This window comes from Acrocarpospora phusangensis, assembly GCF_016862995.1.
GTDB lineage: Bacteria > Actinomycetota > Actinomycetes > Streptosporangiales > Streptosporangiaceae > Acrocarpospora > Acrocarpospora phusangensis.
Genome location: NZ_BOOA01000030.1, coordinates 76,446 through 97,927, shown reverse-complemented (window position 1 = coordinate 97,927; position 21,482 = coordinate 76,446). Strand labels below are relative to the sequence as shown.

General features: G+C 73.6%; 14 protein-coding genes. 8 read left to right on the top strand and 6 right to left on the bottom strand.

What is annotated here, in order from left to right:
- Both Aph01nite_RS19425 and Aph01nite_RS19420 read left to right on the top strand, forming a co-directional pair.
- On the top strand, nucleotides 1-319 hold a 319-nt coding region (locus tag Aph01nite_RS19425), incomplete at its 5' end, for a sensor histidine kinase (RefSeq protein WP_239161813.1).
- Entirely contained in the window at nucleotides 316-978 is a 663-nt protein-coding gene (locus tag Aph01nite_RS19420) for a response regulator (RefSeq protein WP_204042328.1), read from the top strand. The genes Aph01nite_RS19425 and Aph01nite_RS19420, both read left to right, overlap by 4 nt.
- On the opposite strand, the gene Aph01nite_RS19415 is transcribed toward Aph01nite_RS19420, so the two are convergent.
- The gene (locus Aph01nite_RS19415) at nucleotides 918-1,628 is read right to left on the bottom strand and encodes a hypothetical protein (RefSeq protein WP_204042327.1); all 711 of its coding nucleotides are present in this window, start codon (nucleotides 1,626-1,628) and stop codon (nucleotides 918-920) included. The two genes, Aph01nite_RS19420 and Aph01nite_RS19415, sit on opposite strands and share 61 nt — an antisense overlap.
- 166 nt (nucleotides 1,629-1,794) lie before the next feature.
- Between Aph01nite_RS19415 and Aph01nite_RS19410 the strand changes: the two genes are divergently transcribed.
- From Aph01nite_RS19410 to Aph01nite_RS19385, 6 genes are all read left to right on the top strand, one after another.
- Nucleotides 1,795-3,843, top strand: a complete 2,049-nt coding sequence (locus Aph01nite_RS19410; RefSeq protein ID WP_204042326.1) for a DUF6421 family protein — start codon at nucleotides 1,795-1,797, stop codon at nucleotides 3,841-3,843.
- Nucleotides 3,843-4,496: an SDR family NAD(P)-dependent oxidoreductase gene (locus Aph01nite_RS19405; protein ID WP_204042325.1), complete on the top strand. Its 654-nt coding sequence runs from the start codon at nucleotides 3,843-3,845 to the stop codon at nucleotides 4,494-4,496. The genes Aph01nite_RS19410 and Aph01nite_RS19405 overlap by 1 nt, the downstream gene beginning before the upstream one ends.
- 28 nt (nucleotides 4,497-4,524) lie before the next feature.
- The gene (locus tag Aph01nite_RS19400; RefSeq protein WP_204042324.1) at nucleotides 4,525-5,607 is read left to right on the top strand and encodes a threonine aldolase family protein; all 1,083 of its coding nucleotides are present in this window, start codon (nucleotides 4,525-4,527) and stop codon (nucleotides 5,605-5,607) included.
- A gap of 10 nt (nucleotides 5,608-5,617) precedes the next feature.
- Nucleotides 5,618-6,286 (top strand): response regulator transcription factor, encoded by a 669-nt coding sequence (locus Aph01nite_RS19395; RefSeq protein WP_373872308.1) that lies wholly within the window; start codon nucleotides 5,618-5,620, stop codon nucleotides 6,284-6,286.
- 41 nt (nucleotides 6,287-6,327) lie between these two features.
- On the top strand, nucleotides 6,328-6,702 hold the full coding sequence (locus Aph01nite_RS19390; protein WP_204042323.1) for a response regulator: 375 nt from the start codon (nucleotides 6,328-6,330) through the stop codon (nucleotides 6,700-6,702).
- 84 nt (nucleotides 6,703-6,786) lie between these two features.
- Nucleotides 6,787-10,995 (top strand): hypothetical protein, encoded by a 4,209-nt coding sequence (locus Aph01nite_RS19385; protein WP_204042322.1) that lies wholly within the window; start codon nucleotides 6,787-6,789, stop codon nucleotides 10,993-10,995.
- On the opposite strand, the gene Aph01nite_RS19380 is transcribed toward Aph01nite_RS19385, so the two are convergent.
- Genes Aph01nite_RS19380 through Aph01nite_RS19360 form a run of 5 tightly spaced genes read right to left on the bottom strand, consistent with a single transcriptional unit; the run spans nucleotide 10,979 to nucleotide 21,482 of the window.
- Entirely contained in the window at nucleotides 10,979-12,388 is a 1,410-nt protein-coding gene (locus Aph01nite_RS19380) for a phytoene desaturase family protein (protein WP_204042321.1), read from the bottom strand. The genes Aph01nite_RS19385 and Aph01nite_RS19380 overlap by 17 nt on opposite strands.
- A gap of 21 nt (nucleotides 12,389-12,409) precedes the next feature.
- A complete protein-coding gene (locus Aph01nite_RS19375) occupies nucleotides 12,410-14,377 on the bottom strand; it encodes a sensor histidine kinase (protein ID WP_204042320.1) in 1,968 nt (655 codons plus the stop codon).
- Nucleotides 14,378-14,382: 5 nt separating this feature from the next.
- On the bottom strand, nucleotides 14,383-16,746 hold the full coding sequence (locus Aph01nite_RS19370; protein WP_204042319.1) for an ABC transporter permease: 2,364 nt from the start codon (nucleotides 16,744-16,746) through the stop codon (nucleotides 14,383-14,385).
- A complete protein-coding gene (locus Aph01nite_RS19365) occupies nucleotides 16,746-19,127 on the bottom strand; it encodes an ABC transporter permease (RefSeq protein ID WP_204042318.1) in 2,382 nt (793 codons plus the stop codon). The genes Aph01nite_RS19370 and Aph01nite_RS19365 overlap by 1 nt, the downstream gene beginning before the upstream one ends.
- A gap of 3 nt (nucleotides 19,128-19,130) precedes the next feature.
- Nucleotides 19,131-21,482 (bottom strand): FtsX-like permease family protein, encoded by a 2,352-nt coding sequence (locus Aph01nite_RS19360; RefSeq protein WP_204042317.1) that lies wholly within the window; start codon nucleotides 21,480-21,482, stop codon nucleotides 19,131-19,133.

Below are 21,482 nucleotides of genomic sequence, written 5' to 3'. Positions count from 1 at the left end.
GGGGGAGCCGGTACGGCTCGCGCCCGGCCTGGACCTGTCCGCCTACCGCATCGTCCAGGAGTCCCTCACCAACGCGGTCAAGTACGCCGGCGAGGCCGACGTGCGGATCAGGATCGCCTACCACCCGCTCTCGGTCACCATCGAGGTGAGCGACAACGGCAGGGGCGCCGGCTCCGAGCTGACCACCGGCCACGGCCTGATCGGCATGCGCGAGCGGGCCGAGCTGTTCGGCGGCACCCTGGACGCGGGTCCGCTGCCGGAGGGCGGCTTCCGGGTCCGCGCGGTCCTGCCGACCTCGCAGGGAGTGGTCCTGGTATGAGCATCAGGATCGTGCTCGCCGACGACCAGGCGATGATCCGCGCCGGCCTGCGCATGGTGGTGGAGAGCGAGCCCGGCATGGAGGTGGTGGGCGAGGCGGGCGACGGCGTGGAGGCCGTCGCGCTGGCCCGCCGGGTCCGGCCGGACATCGTGCTGATGGACATCTCCATGCCCCGCCTGGACGGCCTGTCGGCGGCCCGCCAGCTGCTGGACTCCCCGCACCCGCCGAAGATCATCATGCTCACCACCTTCGACACCGACGAGAACCTGTACGCGGCGCTGCGCGCCGGGACCAGCGGCTTCCTGCTCAAGGTCTCCCCGCCGGAGCAGCTGGTGGAGGCCATCCGGGTGGTGGCGGGCGGGGACGGCCTGCTCGACCCGGCCGTGACCACCCGCGTGATCGCGTCCTTCGCCGGGCGGCACGACCCGGTCCGCCCGCCGCAGCTGGCCGAGCTGACCCCGCGCGAGCTGGAGGTGCTGCGCATGCTGGCGCGCGGCCTCACCAACGCCGAGATCGCGGGGGAGCTCTTCGTCGGTGAGGCCACGGTCAAGACCCACGTCGCCCGGGTGCTCATGAAGCTGAGCCTGCGCGACCGGGCTCAGGCGGTGGTGTTCGCGTACGAGTCGGGTGTGGTGACGCCCGGCGCGGCGCTGGGGTAGTACGAGATCCACTCGGCGTCGGACATGCGCAGGATCTTGACGCCGAGGTAGCCGAAGCCGGCCACGGGTGCTGCCCAGAACGGGATCAGGACCGGGCTGTACGGGATCAGGAAGCCGACCCACCAGCCGAGCAGGATGGCGCCCACCACCCACCACGGGGCGAATCCGGCGCGGCGCAGCGCGAAGGCCACCAGGCCGGCGCCGATCGGGCCGAAGAAGATCCACGGCATCTGGAAGGCGAAGACGACGCCGGGCAGGTCGTACATCTCGTCGAAGATCACCGCGGCCTGCTCCGGGGTGTTGTGCTGTCCCAGGTACCACTCCACCGGGTCGACCATCAGCATGGCGGACAGGGCCATGAAGCCGACCACGGCCAGCCCGCCGCCGATGTGGGCGAGCACCACGCCGCGCCTGCGGGCGACGTGCAGCACGCCCAGGATGGCGATCGGGAGCAGGATCCAGGACCAGTGGTAGAGCGCGGACTGGGTCTGCGCCAGCGCCGGGTTGTCGCCGAAGCTGACCGACTCCCGGTCGTCGCCCCAGGTGCCCGGGTCCACCAGGATCGCGATCAGCTGGAGTAACGGGGCCACGATCAGCAGGAGCCCGGTGACGGACCTGCGGAATCTGACCGAGTCGTTGAGTTTGAACATCTTTCCCCCTCGGGTGTGTCTGTCGCGGCGGACGCTACGGGGAGTGCCCGGGCGGGTACGTCCGCCATACGGGTGATTGGGTATCCGCCGCAAGAGCGACTTGTAGCGATAGCGATGTTCTTGTGTATATTTTTCGCTGTATGGCGTATCTGACGGGAGATATTTCATGACTGCGTTCCCTCGGGTGTTGTTCGACGAGGCGCACAGCGAGGCGTGGACGATCCGGCGGGAACGGGCGGAGGCCATGAACCCCGGCCATCCCGACGACAACGGGTACAGCCGGGCCGCGGACATCCTCCGCGGGCTGGGGCACCAGGTCGCGGCGTTCACCGAAGGCCCGCTGACCACCTCGCTGCTGGCCGCCCAGGACGTGTTCGTGATCGCGCACCCGTCGGGGGACCACTGGGAGCGCACCACCGGCCTCGGCAGCCCGGTCTTCCCCGTCGAGGAACTCGACGCCATCGAGGAGTACGTGCGCGCCGGCGGCGGCCTGATCGTGCTCGCCGAGTGCGAGCAGGACAAGTACGGCAGCAACCTCGCCGACCTGCTGGCCAGGTTCGGCGTCGGCATCACCCACGTGACCGTCCAGGACCCGCGCCACAGCCACAACAGGGTGGCCGCCTGGGTGCTCGGGGTGCCCGGCGACGGCCACGTGGACGGGACCGACCTGCTCGCCGGGGCCGGCCAGGCGTGCTTCTACCGCGCCGGGGTGCTGACCGGGAAGGGGCACGCGCTCTTCCGTACCTCGGCCGACGCCGACCCGGCGGGGGAGCCGCTGGCGCTGGCCCTGCCGTACGGGGCGGGGCGGGTCGTGGTGCTGGCCGACTCCGACCTGTTCGGCGACGACTCCATCGCCGACTTCGACCACGCCAGGCTCTGGGGCAACCTGGTCACCTGGGCCGCGCGCACCCCCTCCGCCGAGCGCGGGGCCGCCGACCTGCCCGAGGAGTTCGCCGAACTGAAGGCCGCCGTCGAGGAACTGCGCCCGCTCCAGGCCAAGGACGGCTCGGTCCCCGGCGACAAGAGCCGGGCGCTCGCCCTGGTCTCCGAGATCGCCGACCACGTCGTACGGCTCGCGCCGCGTTTCCCGCACGACGCCGCCTACCTGGAGGCCGTCGTCGCCGACCTGCGGAAATGGGCGGACGGCGGCCTGGAGACGCCCGACTTCCTGGACTCCCTGGACGCCTTCCACCCCGACGCCCAGCGCGTGGACGGCCTGGAGCACCTGGTGGTGTTCCCGATGTACACCCAGAACGGCAACCCGGACCGCAACCTGGAGGCCGTCTGGATCAAGACGGTCTGGCCGGACTGGCTGGCCGAGGTCGAGGCCGGGCGGTACGACAACCCGATGTTCGTGCCGATCACGTTCGTGGACTTCACCTCGGGCTACGACACCAACTCGGCCGTGCTGTTCCCCGAGACGGTGGCCGTGCGCGCCACCCCCGCCGCGTTCACCTGGGGCGGCATCTTCTGCGACCGCGAGGCCGCCCGGTTCCGGGCCGTCACCACCGCCGCCGCCCAGACGCTGAAGCTGGCCCTGCCCGCCGACGCGGCCCGGCTGATCGCCTCCCGGGACCTCGCCCAGGACGCGTTCGTGCTGTGGGACCTGATCCACGACCGGACCCACTCGCACGGGGACCTCCCGTTCGACCCCTTCATGATCAAGCAGCGCATGCCGTACTGGCTGTACTCGCTGGAGGAGCTGCGCTGCGACCTGACCGCCTTCGGCGAGGCCGTACGGCTGGAGGCGGAGGGCGTGCCGCAGGCCCGGTACGTGCAGTACGCGATCCTGTTCGACCGGCTGTTCCGGTTCCCGATCACGGGCAACCGGGTGCGCAACTACGACGGCCTGGGCGGGCAGCTGCTCTTCGCGTACCTGCACCGCAACGACATCGTGCGCTGGACCGACAACCGGCTCTCCATCGACTGGCCCAGGGTCGCCGGGGGCGTGGCCGACCTGCGCGGCGAGGTCGAGAAGCTGTACCGGGACGGCATCGACAGGTCCAAGCTGGCCCACTGGCTGGCCGCGCACGACCTGGTCGCCGCGTACGTGGCGCCGCACCCGGCCTCCAAGTGGGCCGCGCGCGACCTGCCCGAGGAGCAGAAGGCCATGGTGGACGCCGTGCTGCCCGATGAGTTCCCGCTGAGCATGTTCTACGAGGCTCTGCGCCGTAAGCTCACCGATGTCGTCGAATCCACGAAGGGTGTGCGCTGATGTCGCGGGTCATTCTCATCGCCGGAGCGGGCGGTCCGGCCGGGCAGGCCGTCGTCCGCCGGTTCGCCGAACTCGGCGACACCGTCATCGGCGTGGACAAGTCCGGCGCCCACGGGTCGCTGGCGGTGGACCTGCTGGACCAGGAGGCCGTCCTGGGGCTGGCCGAGCGGGTCAAGGCCGAGCACGGGCGGGTGGACGGCGTCATCCACCTGGTCGGCGGCTGGCGCGGGTCGCCGAGCTTCGCCGAGACGTCCCTGGACGACTGGGCGTTCCTGCACGACCTGCTGATCCGGACCCTCCAGCACGTCACGCTGGCCTTCGAGCCGCTGCTGCGGGCCTCCGGCGACGGCCGGTTCGCGATCGTGTCCGCCAAGGCCGCCGAGCGGCCCACCCAGGGCAACGCCGCCTACGCCACCGCCAAGGCCGCCGCCGAGGCGTGGACGCGGGCCTTCGCCCACGCGCTGGAGGGCTCCTCCGCGGCCGCCGCGATCCTGGTCGTGACGGCGCTCGTGCACGACGGCATGCGGGCCGCCAGCCCCGGCAAGGAGTTCCCCGGCTTCACCGACGTGGCCGACCTCGCCGCCGCGATCTCCGGCCTCTGGGACCGGCCGGCCGCCGAGGTCAACGGCAGCCGCGTCGATCTGACGGCCTGACGCTCTGACGATCTGACTTTCTACGGGGATGACACACGTGGCAACCCAAGCGATCCGGCGGCACGACCCGGCCGTGACCAGCTTCGCCAGCGACAACTACGCCGGGGTGCACCCGGAGGTCATGGAGGCCATCGCGCTCGCCAACGGCGGCCACCAGATCTCCTACGGCGACGACGTCTACACCGAGGCGCTCCAGGGGATCTTCCAGCGGCACTTCGGCGAGCGGGCCGAGGCCTTCCCGGTCTTCAACGGCACGGCCGCCAACGTGGTCTCGCTGCGCGCCATGTGCGCGCCCTGGGAGGCCGTCGTCTGCGCCGAGAGCGCCCACATCAACACCGACGAGGGCGGCGCGCCCGAGATGGTCGCCGGGCTGAAGCTGCTGCCCGTGCCCACACCCGACGGCAAGCTCACGCCCGGCCTGATCGACCGGCAGGCGTGGGGCTTCGGCGACGTGCACCGGGCCCAGCCCAAGGTCGTCTCCATCTCCAACGCCACCGAACTCGGCACCCTCTACACCCCCGACGAGATCAAGGCCGTCTGCGAGCACGCGCACCGGCTCGGCCTGCTCGTGCACCTGGACGGCGCCCGCCTCGCCAACGCCGCCGCCGCCCTCGACGTGCCGCTCCGGGCGCTCACCACGGACGCGGGCGTGGACGTGATCTCCTTCGGCGGCACCAAGATCGGCCTGCTGCTGGGCGAGGCCGTGGTGGTGCTCAACCCGGACGCGGCGAGCGGGCTGCCGTACCTGCGCAAGACCAGCATGCAGCTGGCCTCCAAGATGCGCTTCGTGTCCGTGCAGTTCGAGGCCCTGCTCGCCGGCGACCTGTGGCTGCGCAACGCGCGGCAGGCCAACGCGATGGCCCAGCGGCTGGCGGCGGCCGTGCGCGGCATCGACGGCGTCACGGTCACCAGGGCCGTGCAGGCCAACGCCGTCTTCGCCCAGCTGGACCCCGCCGCCGCGGACCGGCTGCGCGAGCGCTACCGCTTCTACACCTGGAACGCCGACACCGGCGAGGTCCGGTGGATGTGCGCGTACGACATCACCGCGGCCGACGTGGACGCTTTCGCCGCGGCCGTCGCCGCCGAACTCGCGCCGGGCGGCCCGGTGTAAGCTGCCGCGCGTGACATTGCGGGTAGTGATCGCGGAGGACTCGCTGCTCATCCGGGAGGGTGTGCAGCGCGTGCTCTCCCGCGATCCGGAGTTACAGGTGGTGGCCGCCTGCGCCGACCTGCCCGAACTCCTCGCCGCCGTGGACACCCACCAGCCCGACGTGGTCGTCACCGACGTGCGCATGCCCCCCACCTCCACCGACGAGGGCATCCAGGCCGCCACCAAGCTCCGCGCCACCCGGCCGGGCGTCGGCGTCGTGGTCCTCTCCCAGTACGCCGAGCCGTCCTACGCCACCATGCTGCTCGCGGCCGGCAGCGCGGGCCGGGCGTACCTGCTGAAGGAACGCGTCGGCGAACCCGGGCAGCTGGTCGAGGCCGTCCGCGCGGTCGCCAGGGGCGGCTCGATCATCGACCCCGTCGTGGTCGAGGGCATCCTGGCCGACTCGCTCAAACGCCGCGCCTCCCCGCTGGCCGCGCTCACCCCCCGCGAACGGGACGTGCTCGCCCAGATCGCCCAGGGCAAGAGCAACGCCGCCGTGGGGGAGACCCTCTACCTCAGCGAGAAATCGGTGGAGAAGCACATCAGCGTGCTGTTCGCCAAACTCGGCCTGGAATCCACCCCCGAGGTCAACCGCCGCGTCCTCGCCGTGCTGCTCTACCTCGCCGAACAGGGGGGGTAACACCCTCACCGGCGTGTGCCCGATGGGGCAGGCTGGACAGCATGGGGCCCGTCGAAGTACGCGTGAACGTACTGATAGTCGACGACCAGGGACCGTTTCGAGCAGCCGCACGCCGACTCATCGCCCTGGTCGCCGGGTGGCGGGTGATCGCCGAAGCCGTCTCCGGCGAGGAGGCCCTCGCCGAAGTGGCCCGCACCCGCCCCACCGTGATCCTGATGGACATCAACCTGCCCGGCATCAACGGCATCGAGGCCACCCGCCGCATCCTCGCCAGCCACCCGGACACCACCGTCGTCCTGGTCTCCACGTACGCCGCGGAGGACCTCCCCCCGGACGCGCACACCTGCGGCGCCACCGGCTACATCCGCAAGGAGAACCTGACACCCGCCCGGCTGCGCGAACTCGTCCCGATCTGATCCGGTGAAACGCCGGGCGGTTCCGGCCGAAGGTACTAGGGAGGATCCACTCGCGAGATTGCCCGAATCGTCCGGAGGCTTCGAATGGGACGGATGTATGCGTTCGGGCTCGTACTCGCCGTGGCGGCGGCAACGGTCACGGGCGGTGTGGCGATCAGTCAGGTCCTCGAAGACGGGCGGTTGAGCTGGCACTGGACGTATACCGGCCTCGGCCTCGCGGTGCTGGTCCTGCTCCTCGTGCGGAACGCGCAGTCGCTCGCCAGCCGTGTCCCGACGCTTCCTGAGGTGGAAGAGCAGCTCGCCCGTGCCGTCCTCGTGACTTCGCGAGCGGCGGTGCCGCCGGACGCCTCCATACCCCTTCGCTGGGCGGGGAAGGACGTCGGACAGGGCCAGTCCGTCGACGCGCTTGCCCAGATCTTCTCGGCTCTGCCAGTTCGCCGTCTGCTGATCTTCGGCCGGCCCGGCTCGGGCAGGACCACGTTCGCCACACAAATGCTGCTCTCCCTTCTCGGAGCACGCACCCGGGCGGACCCCGTTCCGATGCTGGTGGGCGTCGCCGACTGGAATCCGGAGACGGAGCATCTGCACGACTGGCTGGCGGGCCGCATCGTCGCCGACTACGGGATCCGTCCTGAAGATGCCCGTGCGCTTGTGGCCGCGCGCCGGATTCTTCCGATCCTGGATGATTTCGATCTTGTTCCCCGGCGTAGACGGCAACTCATGATCAGCGCTCTGGAGGCGACCTTCACCTCCGGCGAAGCGTTGATCATGACGGATCGTGCCAGAGAACTGGAGCGCTCCCTGCTCTCCCGCCGATCCGGTCTTCTGTTCGGCGGGGCCAGTGTCGGTTTTCAGCCGCTTTCCATCGAGGACGTCGCCTCCTACCTCGTCGATCACGGCGGTCCCGGGTCCCGCTGGAGACCGTTGCTGGACGCTCTCGTCGCCGAGCCCGGCGGCGTTCTGGCGATGGCGCTGAGCACTCCGCTCACGCTCAGCCTGCTGCGCGCCGTGTACGAGGGAGAAGACGGAGACCCCTCCGAACTCACTGATCACGCTCGTTTCCCGGTCCCCCACGCGATACGCGATCACCTGCTCGGCCGCCTGGTCGGGGCCCGGTATCAGGCTGCCCGTGAACGCCCCTACAGACCGGAGCAGATCGATCGCTGGCTGACCTTTCTCGCCATCCACATGAACCGGCGAGCGACGCGGAGCCTGAGCTGGTGGAGCCTTCCCCGGGCCCTGCCACCCCGCCTGTACGGCATCATCGGCGCGGTCGCCGGAGCCGCCCTGATCCTCGTCGCCGCGCTTGCCTTCCGCGACTGGACGGGGCCGCCCGGGTGGCTCTCCCTGCTCGCTGCCGTAGCCGGTGCGGCGTCGGGTGCGGGGTTGGCGGTCACCGGACGCGAGAGACCGCCGAATCCTCTCCCCGGCGCGATCCGCGCGGGCTCCCTGCAGAGTCCAGGCTCGACGATCCGCGCGGACCTGGCACGGAATCTCACCTTCATGGCGGCCGTCGGCCTCACGGTGGGAGTGTCGCTCGGGTTCGCCCAGGGCATCCTCGATGGAATGCCCGCGGCGGTCCGGGCGGGTCTCGTCAGTGGCCTGGCGATGGCGTCCCTGGCGGGATTGCGCACCCCCGTTTTCGCCTACCTCGTGGCCGTCGTCGTGTTCGCGGCACGGGGGTGGGCGCCCTTACGCCTGATGTCGTTCCTCCGTTACGCCGAGCGGCTGGGTGTGCTGCGCCAGGTCGGACCTGTCTATCGTTTCCGCTACCCGGAGCTGCAGGATTGGCTGGCCGGCCGCTATCCGCCCGAGCCGAGCTGGGCAACCTCCACCGACCCGGCCGCGGAACTCCACGAACACGAGCCAGCCGAGGGCTTCGCCTTGCCCTCCGGCGATCCTGTCTTCCCGGAAACCAGCAAGATCGATCTGTTCACCCGGGAGAAGGTGCGCGAGGAGGCGATCGTCCAGCCCGAGGTGCTGCTGAAGATCGACGATTCCGATCCGGCGCGGTCCCGGGACGCGCTGGGCAGGCTGATCCAGCGGCTGCTCGCGGCCAACGCGGAAACGGTCGAGCAGGCGGGTGACACGCAGTACCAGCGCTACCAGAACGCCAGAAAACGTCTCGTGGACGCCGCCAGGCTGCCGTTCTGGAGCAGGCCGGCGCAGTTGTACCGGCTGATCGCGTGGGCGGCGGGAGGGGTGGCCGGGTGGGTCGCCGGAATGCTGTGGTTGCCGGAACTGGCCTTCCGGATGGTGCTAATCGCCGGTCTGGTGAGTTGGTTCGCGATGGCCGCCTTACGTCTGTTGTTCGCGTACCGGAAACAGCGGAGCGACGGGCGGGACCCTGAAGCGGGTCAGTACGTCAGGGCGTTCGTGGTCGCGCTGTTCAGTCCGCCGCCGTTGGTGGCCGCCGTCTGCCTGGCGTGCACGGTCCCGTTCGGGAAGGACCTGTTCGACCCGGCCTCGCCGCCCGTTGCCTTCTGGGTCGCCTGCGGTGTGTGCGTCGTCGCGACCCTGCTCTGGCTCTCCAGTGCGCCGGCCGCGAAGATCCGCACGATCCTGGCGTCGCCGGTCCCGGACTTCTGGCTCCAGTTGCCGCCCGGTCTGGCGGGCTTCCGGGTGGCGGCCGAGCAGGCGTACCGGGACTGGGTGCGGGCGCTGGTGAGGGAAGGGCTGATGCCGCTGCTGCGGGTGGAGTTGGAGGATGAGCGTGACGCGATGGCCGTGGTTCTGCCGGAGCTCGATCCGGGGAGGCTCAGCGGGCTGAGCCGGACCGATGAGTTCGTGGCGACGGAGCAGACCAGGTACCTGGAGCGGCTCATCGCGGGGCTCGGGAGTGCGAGTATCGGGCTCAGCGGGTCGCGGGGGGCCGGGAAGAGCACGGCGCTGCGGCAGTTGTGCTCGCATGACCTGCTGCAGGCCACCGCGAATCTGCGGGTGCTCGTGCACGCCCCCACCGCGTACGACCCGAGGGAGTTCGTCGGCCACCTGTTCCTGCGGGTCTGCGAGCAGGTCACCGGCGAGGCGGGTACGCGGACCGGGGAGCGCGGGCCGCGCGCCGGGCTGGCCGGGCTGTTGCCGATCGCCACCGTTCTGGTCGGCGCGGTGCTGCTGTTCGGCTCGCTCCAGTGGGACCGGCTCCAGCCGTTCCTGGCCGGCCTCGTGGCGGATCCGGGGCTGCTCGTCTCGATCGCCGGAGGGGCGCTGCTGGCCGGGGGCCTGGCGGCCGTGTGGTGGTCGAGCCGGCGCGAGCCCCAGGTCCTGGGGTCGAGCGCCTCCGAGGTGGCCGCTCACCGGCATCTCCGCTCGCTGCGCTACCTCCAGGCGGTGACCGAGACCACGACCGGCGAGATGGCGCTGCCCGGCGGTTCGAAGCTGGCCCGGCAGGCGGCCGTGCAGCGGACCGAGCACCTGCGCAGCTATCCGCAGCTGGTGGCCGACCTGCGGGAGCTGCTCGGGCAGATCGCCCTGGACCGGCAGAGCCTGCAGGGAAAGGTGATCATCGGGATCGACGAGCTGGACAAGATCGGGAAAGCCGAGGACACCGAGCGGTTCCTCAACGACCTGAAGGTCGTCTTCGGCGTGCACGGGTGCTTCTTCCTCGTCGCGCTCTCCGAGGACGCCCTGGCGGGCTACGAGCGCCGGAGCCTGGCCATCCGGAACACGTTCGACAGCGCCTTCGACCGGATCGTCCGGATCCCCCGGCTGCGCGGCTCGGAGTCGCGGACGCTGCTCGCCCGGCGCGGGGTGCCGCTGCCGCTGCCGTACGTGTGGCTCTGCCACGCGCTCACCGGCGGGCTGCCCCGCGACTTCCTCCGGCGCGTGCTGGACCTGACGACGACGGCGGCCCGCTACGACGACCGCGACCTGCCGTCGCTGGCCGCCCGGCTGATCGGCCAGGACCTCCGGGCGGTCGCGGAGGCGCAGTTGCGGGTGGCCGCGGGGCTCGGCGACGCGCACGCTCCGGAGATCACCGAATGGCTGGCCACGTGCGCGGAGGCCGCGCCGCTCACCGCCGCCGCGCTCGACGGCCTGGCGGAGGCCGCGCCCAAGGCCGCGCAGGGCGAGCCCGTGGTGGTGCAGGCCCACGCCCACCTGCTCGTGCTCGCGGCGCTGACCAGGATATTCATCGAGGACCCCGCCCTGCTGACCCGGATACGCGACGACCCGGACGTGATCGACCGCATCGCCGAAGCCCGCGTCCTGGTCGCCACCGACCCCCATCTGGCCCTGCACACCATCCGCCGCATCCGCGCGGAGACGGCCTTCCTGATCAGCGCTGATCCCTGAGGGCGAGCGTGGCGGCGTGGTGGCCGCCCATGCCGTGGACGCCCGCTCCCGGCGGTGTGCTGGCGGAACAGAGGTAGACGCCCTTCAGGGGCGTACGCCAGGGCTTGAGGGCGTGGACGGGACGGCCGAAGAACTGGGTGAGGTCGGCCGCGCCGCCGCCGATGTCGCCACCGATGTAGTTCGGGTTGTGGGCCTGCATGGCGGCCGGGGACATGACGTGCCGCGCGAGCACGCGATCACGGAAACCGGGGGCGAAACGCTCGATCTGGGCCTCGATGTGCGGAGCCATGTCGTACGTGGAGCCGTTGGGCACGTGGCAGTACGCCCAGAGGGTCTGCCTGCCCTCCGGGGCCCGGCTCGGGTCGGCGACGCAGGGCTGCACCACCAGCACGTACGGCCGGGTGGCCGGGCGTCCCCGCATGGTCGCGGCCTCACCGGCGGCGATCTCCTCCAGGGTGCCGCCGAGGTGGACCGTGGCGGCCCGGGAGACCCGCGGGTCGCGCCACGGCACGGGACCGTCCAGAGCCCAGTCGATCTTGAAGACGCCGGGGCCGTGGCGGAAGCGGGCCAGGCGGCGGGCGTACCCGGACGGCAGGTCCGCGATGGCGAGGAACTGGCGGGGGGACAGGTCGAGCAGGACGGACGCGGCCGGGGGGAGGTCCCGCAGCGACGTGACACGGTGCTCGGCGAGCGTCTCCCCGCCCAGCTTGCGGAGGCGCTCCACCATCAGGTCGGCCATCACCTGGGAGCCGCCGCGCACCACCGGCCAGCCCACCGAGTGGGCCAGCGCCGCCAGCAGCAGCCCGTAGCCGCCGGTGATCGGGGAACGCAGGTCCAGCATCGAGTGCGCGGCCATCCCGGCGAAGGCGGCGCGGGCGGGAGCCGTACGGAACAGGGCTCTGGCCAGGACGGTGGCGGGCAGGGCGCCGAGCGCGCCGTACCTGGCGGCGGCGAGCGGCGCCCGCGGGAGGCCAAGCGGGGAGAGCAGGGTGTCGACCAGGGGGAAGCCGGCGCGGGCGGTGGCGCCGACGGCGGCCTGCCAGGCGCGGCCGTCGCGGCCGAGCGCGGCGGCGGTCCTGGCCGGGTCGCGGTGGACGAGCACGGCGGGCCCGTCGTCCAGCGGGTGCGCGGCGGAGACCTCCGGGTGCGCGAACTCCACGCCCAGCTCCGGCAGCCGGTCGCGGAGCGCGCGGGAGGCCACCGACAGCGGCAGCACGGTCGCGCACACGTCGTGCAGGAAGCCCGGCAGCGTCAGCTCCTCGCTGCGCAGGCCGCCGCCGAACCGCGGCGCCCCCTCCAGCAGCAGCACCCGGCGGCCCGCCTCGGCCATGGTCAGCGCCGCGACCAGCCCGTTCGGCCCGGAACCGACGACGATCGCGTCGTACTCAGTCATGATCTAATCCATTCAACCAGGTCAGCCGGGTGGGACGGGGATCTCGCCGCGGATGCGGGTGCCCGCGCCGAGGTCGGACTCCACGGTGAGGGAGCCGCCGATGGCGCCCAGGCGGTCGCGCATGTTCACGAACCCGTGGCCCGCGTCGCCGGTGGCGAAACCGGTGCCGTCGTCGGCCACCTCGAAGCGCAGCGTGCCGCCCGTGGCCTCCAGCTCGACCGTGATGGCGGCGTCCGCGCCCGCGTGCTTGCCGGCGTTCTGGATGGCCTCCAGGCAGCAGAAGTAGACGGCGGCCTCGATCTCCTCGGAGTAGCGGCGGGGCAGGTCCACGCTGACCGAGCAGGGTAACGGGGAGCGGCGGGCGGCCGAGCGCAGCGCGTGGTCCAGGCCGTGGTTGCGCAGCAGCGGCGGGTAGACGCCGTGGGCCAGCTCGCGCAGGGCCGCGATGGTGCCCTGCACGTCGGCGCGGAGCTCGTCGAACAGGTTGCCGGTGGTGGCCGGCTCCTCGGCGATGATCTCCCCGGCCAGGCTGAGCTTGACCGACAGCGCGACCAGGTGCTGCTGGGCGCCGTCGTGCAGGTCGCGCTCGATGGCGCGGCGGGCGGCGTCGGCCGCGGTCACGATGCGCAGGCGGGAGGCCTGCAGCTCCTCGTTGCGGCGGCGCAGCTCGTCCAGCGAGGCCTGTAGCGCCGAGTCCAGGCGCATGTTGTGCAGGGCCAGGCCGACCTGGCGGCCGAGCTGGACCAGCACCTGGTCGTCGGCCTCGGAGAACGGCGGCGCGTCCACGGGACGGCGCACCACGATCAGGCCGAGCAGTTCGCCCAGGTGGGCGGCGGGGGCCACCCGGATCGGCCCGGCGCCCTCCACCAGCAGCCCGGGCATCCAGACGGCCAGCCAGGACGCGCCGCCGACCCGGGTCCTGCCCACCACGATGCGCTCCCGCTCGTTGAGCTCCAGCCGGGCGGTGGGCAGTTCGGGCACGCTCAGCGTGCGGTGGAGCACGCCGTCGGAGCCCACCCAGATCTCCGCCCCGGCGGGGGCCATCGCCGCCTTCAGCGACTCGGCCAGCTGGAGCAGCAGCTCGTCGAAGGGGACGGCGCGGCTCATCCGGGCGCCGAACGTGGCCAGCACCTCCTCCGGCGGCACCCCGCCGCGGCCGGTGATGGCGCGGGCGGTGGCGAGCAGCCGTACCCGGAGCGGGAAGGCCAGGACGGCCACCACCAGGGCGGCGGCCATGCTGGAGACCAGCAGGTCGCGCTCGCCGGCCTCCGGGAGGCGGCCCAGGCCGAGCACCACGACCAGGTAGACGCTGGCGATCATGACGGTGAACCCGGCCGCGACCACGGCCTCCAGCAGCGCCTTGTCGCCCACGTGCGCGGTGGACGGCACATGGCCGAGCAGGGCCCCGACCGGGACCACCACCAGCGCCACCACCAGCCAGGTGAGCGGGTCGGCCGGCACGCCGAGCAGCAGGTAGAGGCCGATCAGGGTGGCGCCCGCCGAGCCGGCCAGGAGCAGGCCCGCGCCGGTCCACTGCAGGGCCGCCCGCTGCCGGGGGGACGCCGCGCCGCAGCGCAGGATGATGCCGGCCGCGCCGGTGGCGGCGGCCAGCACGGCGGCCAGGCCGTGCAGGCTGGGCGGCCCGGTCAGCACGGAGAGGCCGACGCCGAGCACGGCGGCCAGGGCGGCGATGGCGCGGCGCGGCACGCTGCGCAGCTCGCCGTCGGGCAGGGCCAGCGCGAAGGCGAGCCAGCCCGCCACGGCCACCGGCACCACGTCGGTCCAGATCGCGGCGGCGGCCTGCAGGGCGGCCACCAGGACCGCCCACCGGGCCACGGCCGGGCGGCCGACCAGCTGGCAGCCGGCCGCGGTGACCGACCAGCCGGCCGCGACGACGGCGCCGGCCAGGTTGGTGCCGTCCCAGAGGCCGACGCCGAGGGCGGTCAGCACCGCCGCTCCGCCCAGCCAGAGCGCGAGAGCTCGGGTCATCTGGATCACTCCGCTCGCAGGACGTGGCCGACGCGCAGCCGGGCGGCGAGATGCCCGGGCCAGGCGGCCAGCAGGTTGGCGATGAGCAGCGCGGCGGGTCCGACCAGGATCAGCGCCCAGACCGCGACCGGCGGCTGGTAGAACAGCGGGGTCGTGTCGGCGACGATACGCCAGAGCACCCGGCCGAAGGCCACGCCCAGCGGCACCCCGGCCAGCAGCCCTGCGGCGGCCAGCACCGACGCCTGGGTGACCACGATCCCGCGGGCCTGGCGGCGGGTCAGCCCGAGCGAGCGCATCACCGCCACGTCGTGGCGGCGGCGGCGCACGGCGGTGGCCAGCGCGTGCCCGACGGCGCTCACCCCCAGCAGCGCCAGGAAGGCGGCCAGGTAGAACGGGAGCACCCCGTTCTCCCTGAGCTCCGCGAGCTGGAACGGCGGGTCCTGCGCCATCAGCGGGACCGCCAGCCCGGCCGCCGCCGACGCGGCCGCGGCCAGTTCCGCCTGTACGGCGTCCGCCTCCACGCCCGCCCGCAGACCCACCAGAATCCCCCGCCCCTTCGAGGCGCCGAACATCCGCGCGTACGCGGCGTCGGTCACCCATCCGCCGGTCGCGTAGTCATTGTGCGACGTCTCCGGCACGAAGCCGATCCCGCTCACCCGGAACACGCCGCGCCCCGGCTGCCCGGTCAGCGTCACCGAGTCGCCCGGCCCGATCCCGAGATCGCGGGCGCTCTTGGGCGCCAGCACGACCTCGTCGTCCGCCCGTACGGCCCTGCCTTCGCGCAGCACGATCGGCAGCGCGTCCCGCTGGTGGGAGAAGAGCGTGACCGCGGTGCGCCCGGACTCGGCGACGGCGTACCGGGCGTCGGTGGTCCCGGCCACCGCCGGATCGGCGCGAAGCGCGGCCTCGGCCGCCTCCACCAGGCCGGGGCCCGGGTCCTCGGCGCCGACCGGGATGACGAGCTGGTGGGTCACGCCGAACCTGGCGGGGTTCCCGGCCGCGTCGGCGACGCCCGCCGCGAAGGTGAAGGCGGCCAGCACGCCGTGCACGCCGATGACCGCGCCCAGCAGGGCCGGCCGTACGGGCACGGCGGAGCGACCGCGGCCCGGTTCGAGGGCGAACCTGAATCCCACGGCGACCGGGACCGGCGCGCCCGCCCTGGCCAGCCAGGCCGCGATCCTGGAGCCGCCGGGCCTGGCCGGCCGCCGGGTGGCGGAGAACGCGGCGGCGGACGCGCCCGCCACGACGAGCAGCAGGACGGTCGCGCCGCCGGCGCCCAGGACCAGCGGGTCCGCGTACCTGCCGGGGTCGGGCTCGCGGCGCGCGGCGCTGCCGAACGGCAGCCACGCCGAGGCCAGGTAGGCCGCCGCGCAGGCGCCGACCGCTCCGGCCAGCGCCGCCAGGGCGGGCCCGGCGGTGGCCGCCCGTACGGTCTGCGCGGGGGAGAGGCCCACCGGCCGGAGCACCAGCAGGTCGGAGACGGTGGCGGCGGCGTAGCGCACGATCGTCTGGCCGATCAGGACCACGGCCGCCGCCAGCGCCGCCAGGCCGAACGAGAGCAGGGCGGCGGCTCCGAAGGCGGCCACCTCGCGGTCGTGGCGGGCGTACTGGCCGGCCATGTCCCAGACGTCGATGCTGTGCGTGCCGGCGATCGCCGCCAGGCTCTCGCGGAACGCGGGCAATGCCGCGGCGCCGCCCTTCAGCCGGACCAGGGCGTTGGCGTACGACCGGTCCTCCACCACCAGGTTGTCCCGATGGGCGGCCAGGAGGGCCGGCGAGGGGTGCAGGAAGCCGTTCTTGTCGATGTCGTCGCGGAACCAGGTGGAGCGGACGATTCCCACGATGCGCAGGGTCAGCTCGGGCCCGGCGGGCGGTCCGGTGTCGGGCGCGTCGAAGTACGCCCGCAGTTGTCCGGGGGTGTACAGCCGGGCCTTGATCGTGTCGCCCACGCCCTTGCCGGTGTGCCCGGCCATGGCCGGGGTGATCACGGCCTCGTCGGCGCGGGCGGGGTCGTACATGCGGCCGGCCAGGGCGACCGGGCGCTCGACCGTGTGCCCGTACTCGGGGTCGGCCGGGACGAACCAGCTCTCGCCGCCCTCGACGGAGAACGAGGTCACCATGTACGCGCCGACCGCCTCGACCTCGGGCAGCGCCCGGATCCTGTCCCAGTCGAAGCCCGGCTGGTTGGGCAGCACGTTCACGTCGGCGGGCAGGGTGCGCGCCCACAGCCGGTCCACCGCGTCCGCGCCCCGGCGGGCGCCCGCCACCGCCGCCAGCACGGTCCCGCCCGCCAGCGCGACCAGCAGCGCGAGCACGGCCAGCGACCGGCCGCGGCGGCGCAGTTCGAGGCGGAGCCAGCTGCCCGTCATCACTCGGCCCTCAGTACCTGGCCGACCCGCAGCCGCGCGGCCAGCCGCCCCGGCCAGACGGCCAGCGCGTTGGAGATCAGCAGCGCCAGCGGGCCCACCGCCAGCAGCGCCCAGAACGCCACCGGCGGGTGGTACGCGAACGGCCACTGGTCGGCCACCAGCCGCCACAGCGTGCGCCCCAGCGCCACCCCCAGCGGCACGCCGAACAGCAGCCCGATGAGGGCCAGCACCGACGCCTGGGTGACCACGACCCAGCGGGCCTGGCGGCGGGTCAGGCCGAGCGCGCGCATCACCGCCACCTCATGGCTCCGGCGGCGTACGGCCGTCGCCAGCACGTGCCCGACCGCGCCGACCGCCAGCAGCGCCAGGAACCCGGCCAGCAGGACGGGCAGGAAGCGCAGGTCCCTGACCTGGGCCAGCTGCACCAGCGGCACCGGCTCCTCGAACATGGCGAACGTGACGCCGGGCACCGCGTTGACCGTGTCCATCAGCGACGCCGGGTCCACGCCGGGACGCACGGCGTACAGCACGGAGTAGAACTTGAAGCTGTCGAAGAGCGTCTCGAAGCCGGCCGGGGTGACCATGCCGCCGTCGAAGTACTCGTTGTGGGCGCCCTTCGGGACGAAGCCGATGCCGCTCACCCGGAACGTGCCCTTGCCGGGGTCGCCGGTCAGCGGGATCTCGTCGCCGACCCGCGCGCCGAGCGCCTCGGCGGTCTTGACGGCGAGCATGAGCTCCCGGTCGTCGCGGGGCAGCCGCCCCTCGCTGACCACCACGGGCAGCGCCTTCGCGCCCTGGTCGAAGGAGTGCACGGCCACGGCGGTCGCGCCGGACTGGGCGATCGCGGTCATGTCGCCGGTGACCCCGGTCACGTCCGGATGCCGGGCGAGGGCCTGCCGCACCGCGTCGTCGGCGGGGACCTTGCCGTTCTGGGCCAGATAGACCCCGGCGTCGAAGGTCTGGCCGAACCGTTCCGGGCGCTCGCCCGCGTCGGTGACGCCACTGGAGAAGGTGAAGGCGGCCAGCACGCCGAGCACGCCGACGACCGTCCCGAGCAGGGCGGGCCGGACCGGCACGGAACCCTTGCCCCGGCCGGGCTCCAGCGCGAAGCGGGTGCCGACCACGGCGGGCACCGGCAGGTTCGCCCGGGCGGCCAGGGTCGCCGCGGCCGACCGGCGGGCCGGGCGCGGGCCGAGGCGTCCGAGTGCCGCCGCGGCCAGCGCCGAGGCGAGCCCCACCGCCACGGGCACGGCCAGCGCGCCGGGGATGAGGACCTGCGGGTCGAAGTCCAGTCCCGGGCTGGGCTCCAGCAGGGCCGCCGCGCCGATCGGCATCCAGGCCGAGGCCGTGTACGCGCCTGCCACCGACAGCACCGCCCCGGCGGTCGCGGCCAGCGCCGGGCCGAGCGAGGCGGCGCCGGCGACCTGCCGGGGGGTCATGCCCACCGCGCGCAGCTGGTGCAGCTCGGCCACCGCGGCGGCGGTGTACCGGGAGACCGACTGGCCGATCAGGACGATCGCCGCCGCCAGCACGGCCAGGCCGAAGGCGAGCAGCGTCAGCGACTGGAACATGAGGAACCGCTGCTCGCTCCGCTTCATGTCCTCGCCGGGCCAGACGTCGATGCTGCTGCGGCCGGTGGCCTGCGCCAGTTCGCGCTTGAACGCGGGCAGCGCCTGGGGGCCGTCTTTCAGCCGGACCAGGGCCTGGAAGACGGCCAGCCCCTTCGTCCCCACCATGTTGTCCCGATATTTCGCGAAAAGCGCTGGGGGGAAGATGACCTCGCCCCTGGACATGATCGTGTCGGAGAACCACGGGGAACGGATCACCCCCACGATCCGCATGGTCAGCGTGGGCCCGGCATAGGGCAGGTCGCCGGCCGGTCCCTCGCTCAGCACCGCGTCGACCGCCTCCGGCGTGGTCAGCCGGATGGTGACGGTGTCCCCGACCGCCCTGCCGTACGTCTCGGTGAACTTGGGGAGGATCACGGCCTCGTCGACCCGGCCGGGAGCGGGGAGGCGGCCCTCCAGCACGACGGGTTTCTCGATCGTCCGCCAGGTGCTCGGGTCCCCGGTGGGCGGCAGGTCCGGGACGACCCCGGGAGGATCCACGATCTCGTAGGCGGGCACGAACGGGATGGTCATCAGCGCCGCCACCGACGGCAGCGCCCGGACCTTCTCCCAGTCGAAGCCCGGGATGCTCGGCACCACGACCGCGTCGAACGGGAGCGTCACCGCCGTCAGCCGGTCGATCGCCGTCGCCCCGCGCCGTGCCCCGGCGACCGCGGCCAGCACCGTGCCGGTCGCGAACGCGATCAGCAGGGTCAGCACGATCAGGGACCGCCACCGCCGTCGCAGCTCCAGCCTGAGCCACATGCCGTACATGACTTACTCCGCTCTCAAGATCATGCCGACGGGGAGGCGCGCGGCCCGGCGGGCGGGCCAGAGCGCGGCCGCGCAGGCGACCAGCAGGGCGGCGGGCGCGACCAGCGCCAGCGCCGCCTCGGCCAGGGGCGGCCGGTAGAGCACCGGGACGAGGTCGGCCATCACCCGCCACAGGGTGCGGCCGAGCGCGATCCCCAGCGGCACGCCGAAGACCAGCCCGGCGCCCGCCAGCACGACGCCCTGGGTGAGCACGACGCCGCGCGCCTGGGCGCGGGTCATGCCGAGCGCCCGCAGCACGGCCAGCTCGCGCCGCCGCCGCAGCACGGCCGAGGTCAGCGCGTGCGCCACCGCCGCCACGGCCAGCACGATCAGGAAGGCGGCCAGCAGCAGCGGCAGCGGCCGGATGCCGCGCAGCTGGGCCGCCTGCTGCACCTCGGCGGTGAGCTCGATCTGCAAGCCCGCCGCCCGCAGCCGCGCCGCGGCCGCCTCCGGATCCGCGCCGGGCCGCAGCGCCGCGAGACCGAGACGGAACTTGAACTCGCCCGGCGCGAACAGGCGGTCGTACCCGTCCGGCGTGACCCACGCTCCGTGGGAGTAGCCGCTGTGCGGGGACTCCGGCAGCAGGCCGATGCCCGTGACCAGGAACGAGGCGGTCCGGCCCGAGCCGGCGAGCGCGACCTCGTCGCCCACCGCCGCGCCGAGGTCGCCGGCGGTGGACGGGGCCAGCACGATGTCGCCCGCCCGGTTCGCCGCCGCTCCCGCCGTCAGTACGGCGGGCGGCCACGCCCCGGCCGGCGCGTACGTGAGCACCGAGAACGAGGCCCCGGCCCTGGTGGCCACCCCGATCCTGGTGTCGTTCACGCCGGCCACGTCCGGATCGCGGAGCATCGTCGCGATCAGCGGGGCGGCGGGCGCGCCGTCGTCGTTGTAGCCGAAGTGCGCGCTCAGCCCGTGGGTCTGGCCGAAGGCGGCCGGCTCCGCGGACGCGTCGTCTACGGCGTCCGCGAACGTGAACGCCGCCAGCACGCCGAGCACGCCGGCGACCGCGCCCAGCAGCGCCGGGCGCACCGGCACCGGCCGCCGCCCTCGGCCCGGCTCCAGCGCGAACCTCGTCCCCACCGCGACCGGCACCGGCAGCCGCCCCGCCAGCTCGGCCAGCGCGGACCGCCGGGCGACCGGCCGTACCGACCCGGCCCGTACGGCCGCCCAGACCGCCAGCCCCGCGCGGACCGGTACGGCCAGCGTCGCCGCCGCCCACCCCGGGCCCAGCACGAGCCAGTCCGCCGCGATGCCGGGAGCCGGCTCCATCCGCGCGGCGGACCCGATCGGCGTCCAGGCCGACAGCAGCACGGCCAGCGCCACCCCGAGAGCGGCCCCGGCCGCCCCCGCCAGCGCCGGCCCCGCCGCCCCCACGGCGAGCAGCTCCCGCCGGGTCAGGCCCAGCGCCCGCAGCACCCGCAGCTCCGGCTCGCCCGCCGCGGCCAGCCGGGCCACCGCCTGGCCGGTCAGCAGCGCCGCGGCCACCAGGGCCGTCAGCGCGAAGGCCAGGGCGGCCACGCCCTCGAAGGCGATCATCGCCTGGTCCTTGCGTACGGCCTCGGCGACGTTCCAGATCTCCACGTCCGGGCGGTCCAGGGCCGCGACGAAGGCGGGGAGAGCTTCCTCCCCACCGGTGAGCCGGACGACGCCGTTCAGGTTGCCGGGGGAGGCCGCTCCCGTGAAGTTCGCCCGATGGCGCTCGAACAGGGCATGGGTCGGCAGCACCGAGCCGGGGCCGGTCTCCGGCGGGTCGGAGTTGAGGAACGAGCGGGCCACGCCGACGATGCGGAGCTCGATCCGCGGACCCGCGGGGACCCGCCCCGGCACTTCCGGTGCGTCCATCTGCTCAGGGGTGAGCAGGGTGACCGTGATCGTGTCGCCGATGGCCTTCCCGTGCGCCTCCAGATAGCGCGGGGTCACGGTCACCTCGTCGGCGCGACGCGGGTCGGCCGCCCGCCCGGCCAGCACCACCGGCCGTTCCACCGTCCGGCCCATCTCCCCGTCCGCCGGCGGCAGGAACGCCACCGCCGAGGCGGACCGGCCCTCCGTCACGAAGGGGGAACTGGCGAAGGTGCCGGCCGCCGCCACGCCCGGCAGGCGCCGGACCCGGTCCCAGTCGAAGCCGGGCTCGTTCGGCAGCAGCCCGATCGTGGCCGGCAGCGTCACCGCCCTCAGCCGGTCCAGCGCGGACATGCCGCGCAGGGCGCCCGCCACGGCCGCCAGCACGACCCCGGTGGAGAGCGCGACCAGCAGGGTCAGCGCCACCAGGGCCGGCAGGCGGCGGCGGATCTCCAGGCGCAGCCAGAGCGCGGTCAT